Annotated in this window: 20 protein-coding genes; all 20 read right to left on the bottom strand. The window is 51.7% G+C overall.

Annotated features, from left to right (window positions below; genetic code table 11):
* Positions 1-1,629 carry a complex I subunit 4 family protein gene (locus FPZ49_RS13975; protein ID WP_144847664.1) on the bottom strand — a complete coding sequence of 543 codons (1,629 nt, stop codon included), beginning with the start codon at positions 1,627-1,629 and terminating at the stop codon, positions 1-3.
* On the bottom strand, positions 1,619-3,505 hold the full coding sequence (gene nuoL / locus FPZ49_RS13970; RefSeq protein WP_144847662.1) for an NADH-quinone oxidoreductase subunit L: 1,887 nt from the start codon (positions 3,503-3,505) through the stop codon (positions 1,619-1,621). The genes FPZ49_RS13975 and nuoL overlap by 11 nt, the downstream gene beginning before the upstream one ends.
* A 43-nt stretch (positions 3,506-3,548) precedes the next feature.
* Complete coding sequence (nuoK, locus tag FPZ49_RS13965; RefSeq protein WP_144847660.1) at positions 3,549-3,872, bottom strand: NADH-quinone oxidoreductase subunit NuoK; 324 nt, start codon at positions 3,870-3,872, stop codon at positions 3,549-3,551.
* A gap of 2 nt (positions 3,873-3,874) precedes the next feature.
* The gene (locus FPZ49_RS13960; protein WP_144847658.1) at positions 3,875-4,399 is read right to left on the bottom strand and encodes an NADH-quinone oxidoreductase subunit J; all 525 of its coding nucleotides are present in this window, start codon (positions 4,397-4,399) and stop codon (positions 3,875-3,877) included.
* Entirely contained in the window at positions 4,399-4,842 is a 444-nt protein-coding gene (gene nuoI / locus FPZ49_RS13955) for an NADH-quinone oxidoreductase subunit NuoI (protein WP_144847656.1), read from the bottom strand. Before nuoI ends, FPZ49_RS13960 begins: the two co-directional genes overlap by 1 nt.
* A 41-nt stretch (positions 4,843-4,883) precedes the next feature.
* Positions 4,884-5,891 carry an NADH-quinone oxidoreductase subunit NuoH gene (nuoH, locus tag FPZ49_RS13950; RefSeq protein ID WP_144847654.1) on the bottom strand — a complete coding sequence of 336 codons (1,008 nt, stop codon included), beginning with the start codon at positions 5,889-5,891 and terminating at the stop codon, positions 4,884-4,886.
* Positions 5,891-6,994 (bottom strand): NADH-quinone oxidoreductase subunit D, encoded by a 1,104-nt coding sequence (locus tag FPZ49_RS13945; RefSeq protein WP_144847652.1) that lies wholly within the window; start codon positions 6,992-6,994, stop codon positions 5,891-5,893. The genes nuoH and FPZ49_RS13945 overlap by 1 nt, the downstream gene beginning before the upstream one ends.
* A gap of 4 nt (positions 6,995-6,998) precedes the next feature.
* Positions 6,999-7,970 carry an NADH-quinone oxidoreductase subunit C gene (locus FPZ49_RS13940; RefSeq protein WP_144847650.1) on the bottom strand — a complete coding sequence of 324 codons (972 nt, stop codon included), beginning with the start codon at positions 7,968-7,970 and terminating at the stop codon, positions 6,999-7,001.
* Positions 7,967-8,485 (bottom strand): NuoB/complex I 20 kDa subunit family protein, encoded by a 519-nt coding sequence (locus FPZ49_RS13935; protein ID WP_144847648.1) that lies wholly within the window; start codon positions 8,483-8,485, stop codon positions 7,967-7,969. Before FPZ49_RS13935 ends, FPZ49_RS13940 begins: the two co-directional genes overlap by 4 nt.
* Positions 8,470-8,835 (bottom strand): NADH-quinone oxidoreductase subunit A, encoded by a 366-nt coding sequence (locus tag FPZ49_RS13930; protein WP_144847646.1) that lies wholly within the window; start codon positions 8,833-8,835, stop codon positions 8,470-8,472. Before FPZ49_RS13930 ends, FPZ49_RS13935 begins: the two co-directional genes overlap by 16 nt.
* Positions 8,836-9,046: 211 nt before the next feature.
* On the bottom strand, positions 9,047-9,454 hold the full coding sequence (locus FPZ49_RS13925; protein WP_144847644.1) for a F0F1 ATP synthase subunit epsilon: 408 nt from the start codon (positions 9,452-9,454) through the stop codon (positions 9,047-9,049).
* Positions 9,455-9,514: 60 nt separating this feature from the next.
* Positions 9,515-10,921 (bottom strand): F0F1 ATP synthase subunit beta, encoded by a 1,407-nt coding sequence (gene atpD, locus FPZ49_RS13920; RefSeq protein WP_144847642.1) that lies wholly within the window; start codon positions 10,919-10,921, stop codon positions 9,515-9,517.
* A 30-nt stretch (positions 10,922-10,951) separates the two neighbouring features.
* Positions 10,952-11,809, bottom strand: a complete 858-nt coding sequence (atpG, locus tag FPZ49_RS13915; protein WP_144847640.1) for an ATP synthase F1 subunit gamma — start codon at positions 11,807-11,809, stop codon at positions 10,952-10,954.
* Between the two features lie 126 nt (positions 11,810-11,935).
* Positions 11,936-13,450 carry a F0F1 ATP synthase subunit alpha gene (atpA, locus tag FPZ49_RS13910; RefSeq protein WP_144847638.1) on the bottom strand — a complete coding sequence of 505 codons (1,515 nt, stop codon included), beginning with the start codon at positions 13,448-13,450 and terminating at the stop codon, positions 11,936-11,938.
* 16 nt (positions 13,451-13,466) lie between these two features.
* Entirely contained in the window at positions 13,467-14,018 is a 552-nt protein-coding gene (locus tag FPZ49_RS13905) for a F0F1 ATP synthase subunit delta (protein ID WP_144847636.1), read from the bottom strand.
* Positions 14,015-14,500 carry a F0F1 ATP synthase subunit B gene (gene atpF, locus FPZ49_RS13900; RefSeq protein WP_144847634.1) on the bottom strand — a complete coding sequence of 162 codons (486 nt, stop codon included), beginning with the start codon at positions 14,498-14,500 and terminating at the stop codon, positions 14,015-14,017. The genes FPZ49_RS13905 and atpF overlap by 4 nt, the downstream gene beginning before the upstream one ends.
* Before the next feature lie 79 nt (positions 14,501-14,579).
* Positions 14,580-14,798: a F0F1 ATP synthase subunit C gene (gene atpE / locus FPZ49_RS13895; RefSeq protein ID WP_144847632.1), complete on the bottom strand. Its 219-nt coding sequence runs from the start codon at positions 14,796-14,798 to the stop codon at positions 14,580-14,582.
* 87 nt (positions 14,799-14,885) lie between these two features.
* A complete protein-coding gene (gene atpB / locus FPZ49_RS13890) occupies positions 14,886-15,662 on the bottom strand; it encodes a F0F1 ATP synthase subunit A (protein WP_144847630.1) in 777 nt (258 codons plus the stop codon).
* A gap of 47 nt (positions 15,663-15,709) precedes the next feature.
* A complete protein-coding gene (locus tag FPZ49_RS13885) occupies positions 15,710-16,090 on the bottom strand; it encodes an ATP synthase subunit I (protein ID WP_144847628.1) in 381 nt (126 codons plus the stop codon).
* Entirely contained in the window at positions 16,083-16,316 is a 234-nt protein-coding gene (locus FPZ49_RS13880; protein ID WP_144847626.1) for an AtpZ/AtpI family protein, read from the bottom strand. The genes FPZ49_RS13885 and FPZ49_RS13880 overlap by 8 nt, the downstream gene beginning before the upstream one ends.
* Positions 16,317-16,471: the final 155 nt, after the last annotated feature.

Raw genomic sequence — 16,471 nt, 5'->3', positions numbered from 1 at the left:
CTAACCTCCCATCTTCGTTACGCTATGAATGAATTGATCGAAGCTGCTGACGGTTTGGTGCAGCGGCTCACTCAGAATGCTTGGGAAAATCCCGAGCACCACGATAAACGCCACGAGCGTAATCATCGGAATTGCCTCGATCAGCCGTGCGTCACGCATCTCTGGGAGCCCTTCCTTGAGCGGTCCGTAGGTAATCCCGAGAACCCCTCGCAGCACGTACACAGCCGTCAGAATAATGCCCAGCGTACCGACAGCGGTAATAATCTTGTGCGTATCGAACAGGCCCAAGAAGGCCAAAAATTCACTAATAAACCCGGATAAGCCCGGCAGTCCAAGCGATGCCATACCAGAGACCAGCAAAATGCCGGAAATGAATGGAACCGACTTGGCAAGGCCGCCGATTTCGTCCAATCGCGTCGAGCGCGTGCGTTCATAGATAGCGCCTACCAAGAGGAACATGAGCGCCGAGATTAACCCGTGGGACACGAGCTGGAAGATAGCCCCTTCCATCCCGATCGTGTTAAACGCTGCAATCCCCAGCAGTACAATTCCCATGTGGCTAATACTGGAGTAGGCGAGCACCAGCTTGAATTCCTTTTGGACAAAAGCAAGTATGGCACCATACAAAATGTTGATGACACCAAGAATCGCCAGCACCGAAGCCCACTGTACCGCCTGCTCCGGAAACAGCAGAATACCAAATCGGATTAAGCCGTACGCCCCCATTTTGAGCAGAATCCCGGAGTGAATCATAACGATGGACGGCGGAGCCTCCGTATGCACCTTCAGCATCCACGTATGGAACGGGAAGATCGGAAGCTTGATCCCAAACGCCACCAGCAGCATGATGAACAGCGACCATTTCATTGCAGCGCTCAAGAAGAAGGGGTTCCCCTCCAAGTCGCCTTGATTCACATACGATTCGGCGCTCAAGAATAGATTCTCGGTAATCACGTTAAGATCGCCTGAATAATGAACCGAAACGCCGTTGTCACCCGCAGTTTGTCCAAACCCTGCCGTACAGACCAGGATTAAGAACGCGATCAACATAATCGCTGAGCCAATCCCGTTATAGATCAAGAACTTGTTCGCCGCTTTTTCTCGGTCCATGTAGCCCCAAATTCCGATCAAGAAGAACATCGGAATGAGCGTCACCTCGAAGAAGACGAAGAAGAGGAACAAATCCTGGGCCATAAATACGCCGAACATCCCGGTTTCCAGCAGCAGGAATAGGATAAAATACGACTTCCAGCGTTTCTTAATGTACACGGAAGCCAAGGCCGCCATTGTCGCTACTAGCGCCGTCAGGAAGACCAACGGAAGCGACAAGCCGTCTACCGCCATCGAATACTTAAATTCGAAGAAAAACGAGGTGAGCTGGCTAAGCCCTTGCGTTTCTTTATTGAGCGGAACCACGATCCAGGGTATATCTTCTTTAAATTGCATGCCCTCAAGATTGTGATTAAATTGAGCGTACAACCATGCAGACAGCACAAGAGGAATCAGTGTCACCACAATGGCCGTAATTTTAATCCATTGCCCCTGCGTTTTCGGCATAAACATGAGGATCAGCACACCGATGAGCGGCGAAAAGGCAATCAGCGATAAAATGGGCAAATTATCCGGCATTGATGAACCTCCTTCCTGCTATAGCAAGGATCAGAATGAGCAATCCTAGCAGCGTAGCCAAGCCGTACGACTGTACTTGACCATTCTGAAGGCGGGAGCCCACCCGTCCGATCCCATTCACTGCATAGCTGGAAAGACGAACAATCCCGTCCACCACATACTCGTCAAACCAATGTAAGACATGCCCGATCGCTTCAAATGGCTTCGCAAACACCGCATGATAAATCTCATCGATGTAATATTTGCGATGCAGTAACTGGTACAGCCATGGGGCACGAGACGAAATCGCATCGGCTGGCACCGTTCGCTTCAGATACACCAGATAGCCAAGGCCGATCCCAAGCAATCCGACCACATTGGACATAATCATAACAAACCACTGCGCATGCTCTTCTTCCGCGTGGCCTGTTAGCCATGAGCCCAACCACGGATTAAACGGTGTAAACACAAAGCCCGCGACAACCGCCAAGACCGCCAAGACGACCAGCGGAAACGTCATTGAAGCCGGGGATTCGTGCACATGCGCTTGATGCCGGGGCTTGCCCAGAAACACCAGGAAGAACAATCGTGACATATAGAACGCCGTGAAAAATGCCGCGATCAGCCCGACCCAGAACAAGACCGTGTGGCCGCTATTGAACGCTTCCGCTAAAATGGCGTCCTTCGACCAGAAGCCGGAAAGCGGAACGATCCCGCTCAACGCCAGTGCGCCGATGCCGAACGTCCATGCGGTCAGTTTCATTTTACTGCCTACGCCGCCCATTTCATGAATGTCCTGCGTGTGCACCGCGTGAATAACACTACCTGCCCCAAGGAACAGAAGCGCTTTGAAGAAGGCGTGGGTGAACAAGTGGAAAATCCCGGCGGTATAAGCCACGGTCGTGCCAATGCCGAGTGCCATCATCATATACCCAAGCTGGCTGACTGTAGAGTATGCCAGAATACGTTTTATATCGTTTTGCGAAGTACCGATGGTAGCAGCAAAAATCGCGGTAAATCCGCCCACAACCGCTACAACGGTCAATGCCGTTGGCGACGCCGTAAAAATATCAAAGGTTCTCGCCACCAAGTACACGCCTGCAGCAACCATCGTCGCCGCATGGATCAATGCACTGATCGGCGTTGGACCTTCCATCGCATCAGGCAACCAGGTATGCAGCGGAAACTGACCGGACTTGCCCACCGCGCCGATGAAGATCAGAATGGCAATCCAGGTCACCAGATCTCCGGACACCTTGCCGCCGGCGAACGCGTTATGGATGGAGCTGAAGTCCATCGCATGGTTCGGCATGACCCAGAACAGCAGCAATATTCCGATGAATAGCCCGACATCCCCGATCCGCGTGACGATAAACGCTTTCTTCGCCGCCGCTCTCGCCTCCGGCTTGAAGTACCAGAACCCGACCAGCAGGAACGAACACACACCCACCAGTTCCCAGAAGATGTACAGCTCCACCAGGTTCTCCGAGATCACGAGCCCCAGCATGGAGAACGTAAACAACGCTATGTAGGCAAAAAACACATTAATTCGCTCGTCATCGTGCATATAACCTTTGGAGTAAATGTTGACGAGCAGGCTCACTAAAGTGACGATCACCAGCATGAGGGCATTCAAATTCGTGACTTCGAATCCCATCGTGAGCGAAAAGTTGCTCAGCTTGATCCACTGCAACTTGTTCCACGTGAAATCCTCGACTTGTCCACCAATCCGTTCCCAAAAGATAAGCACGGACAAGACAAACGAGGCGAACACGGCCACAATGCTGATATAGGCGCCCGCATCCCGCAGTTGACGTCCCACTGCCGTTAAAATCAAGAACGATAGCAGCGGGAAGAGCGGGATCAGCCAGGCGTATTGCGAGTAAGCCGATACCATGAACTTAAGTCCTCCTTCTAAGGCCTCGTAAACGATAATTCGATTATCGCTTCATCGAGTCCATCTCGTTGACATCCGTGGTTCCTTTGTTACGGTACAGGTTAATGAGAATCGCGATCCCGACGGCTACCTCCGCCGCGGCAACCGTGATGCTGAAGAGCGAAAACACTTGTCCGGTCAATCCCGGATGGATTCCCAGCTTCGAGAAGGCGACCAGATTCAAGTTGACCGCATTCAACATCAGCTCGATGGACAGCAGCACGATCACGGCATTTTTCTTGGATAGTGCACCATAGAGCCCGATGCAAAACAAAATCGCCGCTAGTGTCAAATACGGGGTTGCAAGTCCGGTTGCTGTTGCACCCATGGTCAATCCTCCTCTCGCTTCGCCACGATGATAGCGCCAATAAACGCAACGGTCAGCAGCACCGACATCAACTCGAACGGAATGACGTGGGCGTTGAAGATCAGCTTCCCGATTTCAAGCGTATTATCCTGTGCAGGCTGCATCGTGCCGGAAGGCAGGTCCGATTTCTGAATCGCGTAGAAAATGAGGCCAAACAGCCCCGCCGCGCCCACAAACAGCAATCCGTTGTGCCATGGACGCTTCGGCTCCTCTTCCTCACCCTGATGCTTGGTCATCATGATCCCGAAGATCATCAGGATCGAAACCGCTCCTGCGTAGATCAAGATCTGCACCACGGCGACAAACTCAGCATCCAGCACAACATACAGTCCGGCCAAGCTAATGAACGTCAAGGCCAACGCCAGCACCATGTGTACGACCTTGGTAAAGCTGAGCATGAAGATCGCTCCGCCAATCGCCAGCAACGCGCAGATGAAGAAAGCAATATTTTCGCCGCTGGACAAGAAGTCAAATATATTCCCGAACATTACTTCGCCCCGCCTTTCGGAAGCGCCGAATTGTTTTCCTTGCGCACGTTCGTGTTGTTTTCGTTCAGCCATTGCAGATTTTTGAACAAATCGTCACGGCTGTAGGTGCTTAGCTCGAAATTGTTCGTCATTACGATCGCTTCCGTCGGGCAAACCTCCGTACACAAATCGCACAAAATGCAGATTTCGAAGTTGATATCGTAGGTATCGATGACCTTACCCTTTTTTTCCGGGTCCGGATTTGCTTTGCCGACCAGATTGATGCATTCCGTCGGACAAATGCGGGCGCATTGGTTGCACACGATACATTTTTCAGGGTCAAAATGCTGAATGCCCCGAAAACGGTCTGGCAGCTCCAGCGGTACGTCGGGATAGGCATATGTGATCTTTTTTTGCGTCATGCTCTTGAACGTCACGCCTAGGCCCTTGATGATGCCCTTCATAGTTCTCACCCTTTCTGCTCACGTCCGGTAGCTTAAGCCCATTACAACGCTATCGCCATATAAATCGCCGTCACAAAAATGTTCAGCAGCGACAACGGCAGCAGCACTTTCCATCCGAGGCCCATCAGTTGATCTACCCGAACCCGCGGCAGTGTAGCGCGCAGCCAGAACAGACAGAAGACGATGGACGAGAATTTTAGCAGGAACCAGATGATTCCCGGGATAAAATCAAGGAACGGAAACGGCGCATGCCAGCCGCCCAAGAACAACGTCGTTGTTAAGCCAGCGATGGCAAACACATACACGTACTCCGCGAGCATAAAGAATGCAAAACGGAATCCGCTGTATTCCACATGATAGCCCGCTACAAGCTCCGACTCCGCTTCCGGAAGGTCGAATGGCGTCCGGTTTAGCTCGGATACCGCCGCAACAATGAACACGCAGAAGCCAATGATTTGAGGCAGGAAGTTCCAGTGCCAGAACCCACCAGCTTGAAATTCAGCAATCGTACGCAAATTCATGCTGCCGCTCATCATCACCGTACCAATGACGGAAATTACGAGTGGAATTTCGTAGCTGATCATTTGCGCAGCGGAACGCATGCCGCCCAGCAGCGCGTATTTATTGTTCGAAGCCCAGCCGCCCAACACGATGCCAATCGTCGAAATACCGGACAACGCAACGTAAAATAGAACGCCAACGTTTAGATTGCTGCTGATCAGTCGGTCCGTAAACGGAATTGCAGCTACGACGACGAACGCAGGGATAAACGTAATGACTGGGGCAAAAATAAACAGCTCTTTCTCCGCTTTGCGCGGAATTGTGTCTTCCTTCAGCAAAAGCTTTAAAACGTCCGCTACCGATTGAAGCAAGCCCAGCGGACCTACCCGATTCGGACCGATCCGCAGCTGCATCCAGCCGATGACCTTCCGTTCAAAATAGATCGCATACGTTACAAAGCCAAGCACGACAAGCAGCATCACGACGCCCCAGGCGAAAAAGATCGCGAAGTTCGTCCACGTTAGCTGCTCCTGCAATAAATCCGGCATTAGCAATCCACCTCCCCGACGACGATGTCTATGCCTCCGAGAATTGTAATCATGTTCGTCATCGTTTCACCGACCAAGAGCTTAGGCAGAATCTGCAGATTCACGAAGGACGGCCTGCGGAACTTCAAGCGATACGGCTTATCTTTTCCTTTGGAAACGATATAGCAGCCGATCTCACCACGCGGCGACTCGATGCCTGCATACACTTCGCCTTCGGCCGGACGAATCACGCGGGGAACTTTCCCCATGATCTCGCCTTCCGCAGGGAACTGCTCTACTGCCTGCTCCAAAATACGAAGCGACTGACGAATTTCTTCCATCCGGATCAGATAGCGGTCGTAGCAATCACCGCCCGTGCGAACCGGCACATCGAATTCAAAACGGTTGTACAAGCTGTAAGGCTGGTCCTTCCGCAGATCCCAGTTCACCCCGGTACAGCGAAGGTTCGCGCCGCTTAACCCGTAAGCGATGGCCGTTTCCGCATCGTACTTGCCGATGCCTTTGATCCGCGCCAAGAAAATTTCGTTGCCACTCACCAGCTCATGATATTCTTCCAGCTTCTCGCGCATGTAAGGTACAAAGTCGCGCACCTTCTGAATCCAGCCTTCCGGCGCATCCCACTTGACCCCGCCTACACGCATGTAGTTGTACGTCAACCGTGCACCGCACAGCTCATTGAAGAGGTTGATAATAATTTCGCGGTCCCGAAAAGCAAACAGAAACGGGCTCATTGCCCCGATATCCAGCAAATAGGTGCCCCACCATACCATATGACTGGCAATCCGCTGCAATTCCATCACGATCAGGCGAAGAAATTCCGCTCGCTCCGGGATTTCCAGCTGCATCAGCTTTTCGACAGCATGTACCAGCACATAGTTGTTCGTCATCGCCGATACATAATCCATCCGGTCAGTATAAGGTATGATTTGGGTGTACGTTAAATTTTCAGCCAGCTTCTCCGTGCCGCGATGGAGATATCCCATCACCGGATCGGCATGGGTGATGATCTCCCCGTCCAGCTTAACCACGATCCGAAATACGCCGTGTGTACTCGGATGCTGCGGGCCTACATTCAGTAGCAGTTCTTCCGTGCGAATAGACACCTTCTTACACCTCCGGGTCGAGCGGCTCGTAATCTTTGCGCAGCGGATGGCCTACCCAATCATCAGCCATCATTATTCGGCGCAGGTCGGGATGTCCCGGAAACGCAATACCGAGCAAATCGTAAATTTCTCGTTCGTTCCAATTCGCCGTCGGCCATACTTCGGTAACGGACGGAACGGACGGAGTTTCGCGGTTCGTACGAACTTTCACTACATAATCACGTTTTGTTTCAAGCGACACTAAGTGATAAGCCACTTCCATATGCGTTTCCATATCAATACCGGACACATTGCGCAAATAGTTCAGCCGCAGCTCAGAGTGGTCTCTTAACAATACAGCTGCTTCGAACCATTGATCCGCTTTCAACACCACGTACGGCACATGTCCGCCCTTCTCGTTAACAAAGGACTCTTCCACCGCATCGGCGTTAAACTCTTTAAGGATCGCCACCAGCCGATCGAGCAGGGGCTGATTCGGCGACGGCACCTTCGGCGCATCGGGGTCGGCCCCCTCCGTCTTCGCGGCCCGGGCGCTCGCCCGAGCGGCTCTCGCCTCCGCGGCGGCCTTCGCCTTCGCCTCCTTATCGGCGTCGCTCGGCGCAGCCGCTTCCGCGGCCGGCGCATCACCCGCCTCGCCCGTGCTCGCCGCTTTCGCCTCGCGGGCGGCAGCCCGGGCGGCTCGCGCCTCGGCGGCCGCCTTCAGCTTCGCCTCCCGCTCGGCGTCGACCGGCGCGGCCGCTTCGCCTGCGGGCGCTTCCGGCTTCGTCTGCGCTTCGGCGTAGCCGCCTGGCGGCTCACCCGCGCCTCCAGCTTTCGCCACGTCCGCGCCAGGTACCGCCGTAGGCTCACCGCTCATCGGCGCCGCCTTCGCTTCAGCGGCCACCGGCTTCGCCGTCGGCTGCTCAGCGCTCTCGCTAGGCTGGCTCTCCGAGGCGTTCACACCCTCGGGCAGATCTTTCTTTTGCTCGTCACTCATACGTTCGTCACCTGCTTACCGGTTTTCGCTTCGTAACGGATTTTCTCCTGCAGCTTGTTGATCCCATAGATCAACGCAGCCGGATTCGGTGGACAGCCCGGGATGTACACATCAACCGGGACCACCTGATCCACGCCCTTCACCACCGCGTAGGATTTTACATAAGGTCCGCCGGCCGTAGCACAGGAACCCATGGCAATAACCCATTTGGGCTCAGGCATTTGGTCATACAATCGCCGAAGCAGCGGGGCCATCTTTTTCGTGACAGTGCCGGCTACGATCATGACGTCGGACTGCCGCGGAGACGTTCGGAAAATGACGCCGAAACGGTCCAAGTCATAATGGGAAGCGCCTGTTCCCATCATTTCAATCGCGCAGCAGGCCAGACCAAAGGTAAGCGGCCAAAGAGAGTTGCTGCGAGCCCAGGCTTTGATCTGCTCGAGCGTGGTCATAAATACGTTACGATCCAGCTCTTGGCGCTCTTCCGGTGTGATTGATTCTAAATTGAAGTCCATTGCAGCACCTTCTTCTTCCAAGCGTAGATTAAACCAACCAAGAGCAAGGCTACAAAAATACACATCTCAACAAGCGCAAACAAGCCTAATTGCTTATACGCAACGGCCCAAGGGTAAAGAAATACGGTTTCTACATCAAAAATGACAAACATCAGCGCAAACAGGTAGTACCGGATGTTAAACCGTACCTGCCCACCACCTACCGGTTCGTTACCGCTTTCATAGGTCGTATACTTGCTCTCCGCCGGCTTGTATGGACGCAGCCATTTACCGATTGAAAGCGCTGTAATAGGAAGAATCACGCCTAGAAAGAGAAATATCGTTACGACCACGTAGTTGTTCATATACATCGTGAACGAACCGCCTCCCTATATGTAACTTGCCGCAAGCCACGGGGATGCCACAGCTTGCTTCATTTTCCAAAATGACACCTTACCAATTATATCAAATCGATTTTGGGGTGTCTAACATTTTCCTTTTTTCCTGGCCTGTCTCCACTAAGCACTAAAAACAGAAAAAGCGAAGGAACCGGGGTCCCCTCGCTTTTCATTGTTCCATATCTTATCGTTTCCCAAAAACATCAATTCGATTCAGAGCTCGTTGCAAAGCCAATTCCGCACGCTTAAAGTCGACGTTGTCCTGCTTCGCTGCAGACAACCGCTTCTCAGCACGCGCTTTGGCCGCTTGAGCACGCTCGATATCGATTTGTTCCGGTAGCTCGGCGCTTTCCGCCAGTATAACCACCTTATCCTTGCGCACCTCCATAAAACCGCCGTTTACTGCGATCAGCTCGTCCTTAGACCCTTGCTTTTTTACAGTAATCGGAGCGACTTTCAGCGGAGTCACAAGTGGAATGTGATTCGGCAGAATCCCAAGCTCTCCTTCGATCCCCTTTGCGATAATCATGTTCGCTTGTTCAGCGTACACTTTACGCTCCGGAGTTACGACTTCCAGCAGGAATGTGCTCATTTGGATTCCCCTCCTAAGGGCTTTCGGTAAGAAAGCCTACTTCGTAAGCTTGGGCTTAGATTACAGCGTCTTCGCTTTCTCGATGGCATCCTCAATGGTGCCCACGTTGTGGAACGCTGGCTCAGGAAGGTTGTCATGCTTGCCATCCAAAATTTCTTTGAAGCTGCGGATGGTTTCTTTAACCGGTACGTATACGCCCGGGATCCCGTTGAACGCCTCAGCAACGTGCAGCGGTTGAGCAAAGAACATCTGAACGCGTCTTGCACGGAGTACGACCAATTTGTCTTCATCAGACAACTCGTCCATACCCAAGATCGCGATGATATCGAGAAGCTCTTTGTAGCGTTGAAGAAGCTTCTTAACGCCTTGTGCTACATTGTAGTGCTCTTCGCCAAGCACTTCCGGAGTCAAAATCCGGGAAGAGGACGCGAGCGGATCTACCGCTGGGAAGATACCCATTGCAGCGATGTTACGCTCCAAGTTCGTCGTTGCATCCAAGTGAGCAAACGCCGTAGCTGGAGCCGGGTCAGTATAGTCATCCGCAGGAACGTAGATCGCTTGGATCGACGTAACGGAGCCTTTTTTCGTAGAGGTGATACGCTCTTGCAGCTGGCCCATCTCGGTAGCCAGGGTTGGCTGGTAACCTACCGCGGAAGGCATACGGCCGAGCAACGCGGAAACCTCCGAACCTGCTTGAGTAAAACGGAAGATGTTATCGATAAACAGAAGAACGTCACGGCCTTCTTCATCACGGAAATATTCCGCCATGGTCAGACCCGACAGAGCTACGCGAAGACGCGCACCCGGCGGTTCGTTCATTTGTCCGAATACCATCGCCGTCTTAGCGATAACGCCGGAATCGCTCATTTCATGGTACAAGTCGTTACCTTCACGTGTACGCTCGCCTACACCCGCAAATACGGAGATACCGCCGTGCTCTTGCGCGATGTTGTGGATGAGCTCTTGCATGGTAACAGTTTTACCTACGCCCGCGCCGCCGAAGAGACCGATCTTACCGCCCTTGGCATAAGGAGCCATCAGGTCGATAACTTTAATCCCTGTTTCCAGGATTTCAGCTTGGGTAGACAGGTTTTCGAATGTTGGAGCCGCTTTATGGATTGGGCTGGTCAACGTACGGTCAACCGTAGTGTTACCGTCGATGGGCTCACCCAATACGTTAAATACGCGACCCAGTGTGGCTGCACCAACAGGTACGGAGATCGGAGCTCCTGTATCTACTGCTTCCAAACCGCGAACCAGACCGTCCGTGGTGGACATCGCGATACAACGAACCATGTTGTCGCCCAGGTGAACCGCAGTCTCAACCGTCAGGTTGATGTTCGGCTCGCCTTCTTTTGTCGCTTTTTTCTCAATCTTGATGGCATTCAAAATCTCAGGGAGGTGTCCACGCTCGAACTCAATGTCGACGACCGGCCCCGTTATATTAACAACGCGCCCTTTGCTCACTGTTTTCCCTCCTAAAACTTGTTACGAAGATCATTGCGCTGCGTTCGCACCTGCAACGATTTCGGAGATTTCTTGCGTGATGGAAGCCTGACGCGCACGGTTGTAAGCCAGCGTATAAGAGCTGATCATCTTCGTAGCGTTCTTCGTTGCGCTGTTCATGGCGGTCATTCTCGCCCCGAACTCGCTCGCTTTGCCTTCCAATACTCCACTGTATATCAACGTCTCTGCATATTTAGGCAGCAGTACTTCGAGTACGCCCTCCGGAGATGGCTCATACTCATAATTCGAAACGCTCGAACCGCTCATATCTTCCAATGGCAGTAAGCGTTTCACGGTCGGAATTTGAGAGATCGCATTTTTAAACTGGTTGTACACCAGGTACAATTCGTCATACGATCCGTTCTCAAAGTTTTTCACCGCAGCAGCTGCAACACTCTTGATATCACCAAAGGTTGGGGAATCGGAAAGACCGGTTACCTCTTCGATGATTTCGATGTTACGTTTGCGGAAGAAGTCTCTTCCTTTACGGCCAACCACGAAAACCGCATACTCGTTCGGCGAGTTGTGCTTTTCGCGAATTTCCGCCATTACTTTACGAAGAACGTTGGCATTGTATCCACCGGCCAAACCGCGATCGGACGTGATAACCAAATATCCCGTCTTCTTGATCTCCCGGCTCTGCAGCATCGGATGCTTAACACCCTTCGTACCTGCTGCGATACTTCCTACTACTTCTTTCAGCTTATCTGCATAAGGACGGGCGGCTTCCGCTGCCAGCTGTGCTCTGCGGAGCTTAGCTGCAGAGACCATCTCCATCGCTCTTGTGATCTGCTTCGTATTTTGCGTAGATTTAATTTGACGTTTAATCTCGCGCATACCTTTTGCCATGACTGCTCACCTCTCTCTCGAAGCTTTCCACCGTGGAAAGCCATACTTCGAAAGCCTGTTAATAAGCTTACAATGGAACTACTTGAGCTTCTCGACGCGCGAGAAGCTCGTTAGTCCACGTTCAATTTATGCGGAAGGAGCGAAACCCTTTTTGAATTGCTGAATCGCTTCTTTCAGTGCGTTTTCGTTGTCCGAAGTCAAATCCTTCGTATCGCGAATGCTCGCAAGGATTTCCGGACGGTTGGAATCGAGGTAAGCCAAGAATTCAGCTTCGAAACGGCGAACATCCTGAACTGGAAGCTCGTCGATGTGTCCTCTAACCACCACGTAGATTGCAGCAACCTGTCGCTCAACAGCCATCGGCTGGTTAACGCCTTGCTTCAGCAGCTCAAGCGTACGAACACCACGGTTCAAACGTGCTTGTGTCGCACGGTCCAAGTCGGAGCCGAAAGCGGCAAACGCAGCAAGCTCGCGGTATTGAGCAAGGTCAGTCTTGAGTGTACCGGCAACCTTCTTCATCGCTTTGATTTGAGCGGAGCTACCTACCCGGGATACGGAGATACCGACGTTAACCGCCGGACGTTGACCGGAGTAGAACAGGTCGGACTCAAGGAAGATCTGACCGTCCGTAATCGAGATTACGTTCGTTGGGATATAAGCGGATACGTCACCAGCTTGCGTCTCGATGAACGGAAGCGCTGTGAGCGATCCTGCGCCGAGTTCGTCGCTGAGTTTCGCTGCACGCTCCAGCAAACGGGAGTGCAGGTAGAAAACGTCACCCGGATAAGCTTCCCGACCCGGAGGACGGCGGAGCAACAGGGACAACTCACGGTATGCAGCAGCTTGCTTGGAAAGGTCATCATAGATGATGAGCACGTGCTCGCCTTTGTACATGAAGTACTCACCCATTGCGCAGCCTGCGTATGGAGCAAGCCACAGCATTGGAGCTGGCTCGGAAGCACTTGCAGTTACAACGATGGTGTAATCCATTGCACCAGCACGGCGCAGGGTTTCAACCACGTTAACAACTGTGGATTGCTTTTGGCCGATCGCGACGTAAATACATTTTACGCCGTTGCCTTTTTGGTTGATGATCGTATCGATCGCAATGGCAGTTTTACCTGTTTGACGGTCACCGATGATCAGCTCCCGTTGACCACGACCGACTGGAATCATCGCGTCAATCGCTTTGATACCCGTTTGCATTGGCTCATGAACGGATTTACGCGCCATAACGCCAGGTGCCGGGGATTCGATTGGGCGGAAATGGGTCGTGTTGATTGGGCCTTTGCCGTCAACCGGTTCGCCGAGTGCGTTCACGACGCGCCCGATCATTTCTTCGCCTACTGGAACTTCCATGATGCGGCCGGTACGCTTTACTTGGTCGCCTTCGCGGATGTCTTTGAAAGGACCCAAGATAACGATACCTACGTTGCTTTCCTCAAGGTTAAAGGCATAGCCCAGAACCCCGTTAGGAAACTCAAGCAGCTCGCCTGCCATAACATTCTCCAGGCCATGCGCACGAGCAATACCGTCGCCGACCTGAATAACCGTACCTACGTCAACGACTTGAATTTCGGATTGATATTGTTCAATCTGTTGTTTAATCAGCGTGCTGATTTCTTCCGGTTTGATACTCAACTTTCCTCACCCCTATCTACAGTGCTTGAGATGTATTCAAAGATTTTTGCAGACGTTGGAGCTTGCCGGACAAGCTTCCGTCATATAGACGGTCGCCGATGCGGACTTGAATGCCGCCTAGCAAGCTTTTATCGAGAACCGATTCCACACGGATTTGTTTGCCTGTCAATTGGCTGAACGTTGCAGCGATCTTGCTCAGTTCCGCTTCACTCAGCGCAACCGGCGTATAGACCGTAGCACTCGCCTGGCCCAGCGCCTCGCTCGAGATGGTCTCAAAGTAACCAATCATCGCTTGCAGCAAGTCGATTCTCCCTTTATCCACCAGGAGAAGCAGCGTGTTCAAAACGGTTTCCGATACTTGACGATCGAATACCGTCCGAATCAACCCTGCTTTCGAGTCCGCGCTAAGGCCCGGATTCGAGAGCAGCGCTTTAATTTCTGCGTTCTGCTTTAGTGTTGCACCCACTTTGGAGAGTTCTTCTCCAACTGCCGCTACTTTGTTTTGTTCCTTTGCGATCTCGAACAATGCTTTCGCATATCTTTTCGCTACGATCGTGTCCTGACTCATTGGTTGCCTCCCACTTCTTTCAGGTAGTGCTCAACCAATTGCTCTTGGGACTTCTCATCGATTTGCTTCTCAATAATTTTGGAAGCAATGAGAACGGACATCGCGCTGACTTGGCTCTTCAGCGAAGCCACAGCTTTGTTCTTCTCGTTCTCGATGTCGCGAATCGCTTCTTCTTTCAAGCGTGCCGCTTCCGCTTTGGCCAGCTGGATGATTTCATCCGCTTGCTTGCCGCTCGTCAGCTTCGCTTGCTCGATCATATCATAAGCATCCTTACGGGCTGCTTGAATGGCTTCTTTTTGCTCGTTAAGCAGTTGCTCGGATTGTTTCCGGTTCTGCTCGGCAGTTTGAATCTCGCTCGTGATATGGGATCTGCGCTGCTCCATGATGCCGAACAAAGGTCCGAAAGCATACTTTTGCAGCAGGAAGTACAAAATCCCGAAGGCGATGAGCGAAATAATAAACGTCGATGGGACAAAACTCATCTAACGGTCACTCCTTTCGTATATTGTGCTCTGCTTAGAGTGGAAAAAACGAAGGCGGAGTCTCTCCCCGCCATCGGGCCTATTTCAATACGAAAGTGAACAGCAATGCGAATACGAGGGAGATAACTGGCAATGCCTCTACAAGACCTACCCCGATAAACATTGTAGTTTGCAAAGTACCGCGGAGTTCTGGTTGACGGGAAATACCTTCGATTGCACGACCTACGATCAAACCGTTACCAATACCTGCGCCAAGTGCGCCCAAACCGATTGCAATTGCAGCTGCAAGAAATTCCATGGAAAAAATCCTCCTCAAAATGGTTAAATTAGTTTTTTTTAAAGTGTATAGTTCTTATCATCCGACGTGGGACGAGTTCGAAAACGATTAATGCGCTTCTTCGTGATCGCCATGATCAATCGCTTGAGACAGGTACACCATGGTCAGGATCGTAAATACGAAAGCCTGAATGGCGCCTACGAATACTGAGAAGCCTTGCCATACAACCAGCGGGATAGCACCCAAAGGACCAGCCATCAAGATAACACCGATCAGGACCTCGCCGGCATAAATGTTACCGAATAGACGCAAGCCGAGCGTCAGAAGCTTGGAAACTTCCTTAATGACGTTCAGTGGGAACATAGCCCAGTGCGGCTCTACATAGTGCTTAAGGTAATGATGCGTATTTCGGGTCAACCCGAGGAAATGCACCATAAAGATAACCATGAGGGCTAGAGCCATCGTTACAGCGACATCCGCTGTAGGCGATTTCCACCAAGCCAACGCGATATGCTTGCCAGCCTCGTGCGCGTGATGAAGTTCTTGCTCCGTAATGCCGAACATCGGCTGCGGAGTATTCACTTCCGTTACGATACCGAATGGCAGACCCAGCATATTTCCTACAAAGATAAACATGATCAAGGTAATACCTAACATCAAGAACGATTTGCCCTTCTTCATGTCCATCGTGCTGGAGATCAGGCCAGCGACGAAGTCAACCACCCATTCCAAAAAGTTTTGCATTTTGCTCGGATTGTTCACGGACAACCGGCTAGTGCCGACGCGCGCGAGGACAAATACGATAATGCAAGTCACGAGAAGCATGATGATGGCAGCCAAATCGAACTGAATTCCACCTATGGTTACTATCGGAGATTCATGCATGCAGTTCATTTCACCCCTTTCCGCGAAATATGAGTTGCATTGTGTCGTTACTTGCCGGCCTTCCACCTAGAAATTATACCCAATAGGAGTGTTGCCAACTGTGAGAAAAATAATCCTGCCAGCGTAGTGGATAATGCAATTTGATCTTGAAAGCGGTACGCAATTACCACAGCAAGCAGCGCAATAGACGCTCTTGTAATAAAGCCGAGATTAATTTTGCGGTTCGACTTTTCAAGAACGGCTTGTGCAAGCTGCTCGATTTTCCACGCTAAGTACCGTGCATTCAGCCAACTGACGACGGTACCAAGGATAAGTCCTGCAAACAGTCCGCGGTAAGACGGCATGACCGCCCACCCCATGAAGCAGAAGGACAAAAAAAATATCGTAATGCGCTGAACCGTTTTCAGATGGGCTGAAAAATCATCCATTGGAGCCCCCTGTGTACTTGCGAAGTATGAGGATGACACTGAGTACGCCTACGATAAAGCCTACCATGATTCCTACGACCAGCCAAATCGGCTGTCCGCCCTGCCAATCGCTTACAAGCCTGCCGACCCAAAAACCTGCCAGCATGCACACGACAAGATCAGCTCCGATCGCGCTGACCAAAGCTACGGCGCGCCACGGATTATCATTGGAACTTGGACTTTTCATAAGCACTTCCTTATCCGTTGCAACGGGCAGCCGCATTAGTCAGGAAATTCAGTTGTCAACCACGTTACATCTGTTATGGATTAGAATCCTAGTCTATTTTATCGGAGGAAACTTATTTTTGTCAATTACGAACCGCACTTGGGAAACCATGTAAA

This window comes from Paenibacillus cremeus (assembly GCF_007786445.1).
In the GTDB taxonomy this organism is placed as follows: domain Bacteria; phylum Bacillota; class Bacilli; order Paenibacillales; family NBRC-103111; genus Paenibacillus_G; species Paenibacillus_G cremeus.
The sequence above is the reverse complement of the archived record's forward strand: the minus strand, read 5'-3'. Positions and strand labels throughout refer to the sequence as shown.

What these genes read in the sequence shown, in the direction of transcription:
- nuoL (WP_144847662.1), bottom strand. Translation starts at nt 3,505, where the DNA reads ATGGTATCGGCTTACTCGCAATACGCCTGGCTGATCCCGCTCTTCCCG.
- FPZ49_RS13940 (WP_144847650.1), bottom strand. Translation starts at nt 7,970, where the DNA reads ATGAGTGACGAGCAAAAGAAAGATCTGCCCGAGGGTGTGAACGCCTCG.
- atpF (WP_144847634.1), bottom strand. Translation starts at nt 14,500, where the DNA reads ATGAGTTTTGTCCCATCGACGTTTATTATTTCGCTCATCGCCTTCGGG.
- atpB (WP_144847630.1), bottom strand. Translation starts at nt 15,662, where the DNA reads ATGCATGAATCTCCGATAGTAACCATAGGTGGAATTCAGTTCGATTTG.
- FPZ49_RS13960 (WP_144847658.1), bottom strand. Translation starts at nt 4,399, where the DNA reads ATGTTCGGGAATATATTTGACTTCTTGTCCAGCGGCGAAAATATTGCT.
- FPZ49_RS13975 (WP_144847664.1), bottom strand. Translation starts at nt 1,629, where the DNA reads ATGCCGGATAATTTGCCCATTTTATCGCTGATTGCCTTTTCGCCGCTC.
- FPZ49_RS13880 (WP_144847626.1), bottom strand. Translation starts at nt 16,316, where the DNA reads ATGAAAAGTCCAAGTTCCAATGATAATCCGTGGCGCGCCGTAGCTTTG.
- FPZ49_RS13930 (WP_144847646.1), bottom strand. Translation starts at nt 8,835, where the DNA reads ATGTATATGAACAACTACGTGGTCGTAACGATATTTCTCTTTCTAGGC.
- FPZ49_RS13905 (WP_144847636.1), bottom strand. Translation starts at nt 14,018, where the DNA reads ATGAGTCAGGACACGATCGTAGCGAAAAGATATGCGAAAGCATTGTTC.
- nuoH (WP_144847654.1), bottom strand. Translation starts at nt 5,891, where the DNA reads ATGCCGGATTTATTGCAGGAGCAGCTAACGTGGACGAACTTCGCGATC.
- FPZ49_RS13925 (WP_144847644.1), bottom strand. Translation starts at nt 9,454, where the DNA reads ATGAGCACATTCCTGCTGGAAGTCGTAACTCCGGAGCGTAAAGTGTAC.
- atpE (WP_144847632.1), bottom strand. Translation starts at nt 14,798, where the DNA reads ATGGAATTTCTTGCAGCTGCAATTGCAATCGGTTTGGGCGCACTTGGC.
- FPZ49_RS13935 (WP_144847648.1), bottom strand. Translation starts at nt 8,485, where the DNA reads ATGGACTTCAATTTAGAATCAATCACACCGGAAGAGCGCCAAGAGCTG.
- nuoI (WP_144847656.1), bottom strand. Translation starts at nt 4,842, where the DNA reads ATGAAGGGCATCATCAAGGGCCTAGGCGTGACGTTCAAGAGCATGACG.
- nuoK (WP_144847660.1), bottom strand. Translation starts at nt 3,872, where the DNA reads ATGGGTGCAACAGCAACCGGACTTGCAACCCCGTATTTGACACTAGCG.
- FPZ49_RS13885 (WP_144847628.1), bottom strand. Translation starts at nt 16,090, where the DNA reads ATGGATGATTTTTCAGCCCATCTGAAAACGGTTCAGCGCATTACGATA.
- atpG (WP_144847640.1), bottom strand. Translation starts at nt 11,809, where the DNA reads ATGGCAAAAGGTATGCGCGAGATTAAACGTCAAATTAAATCTACGCAA.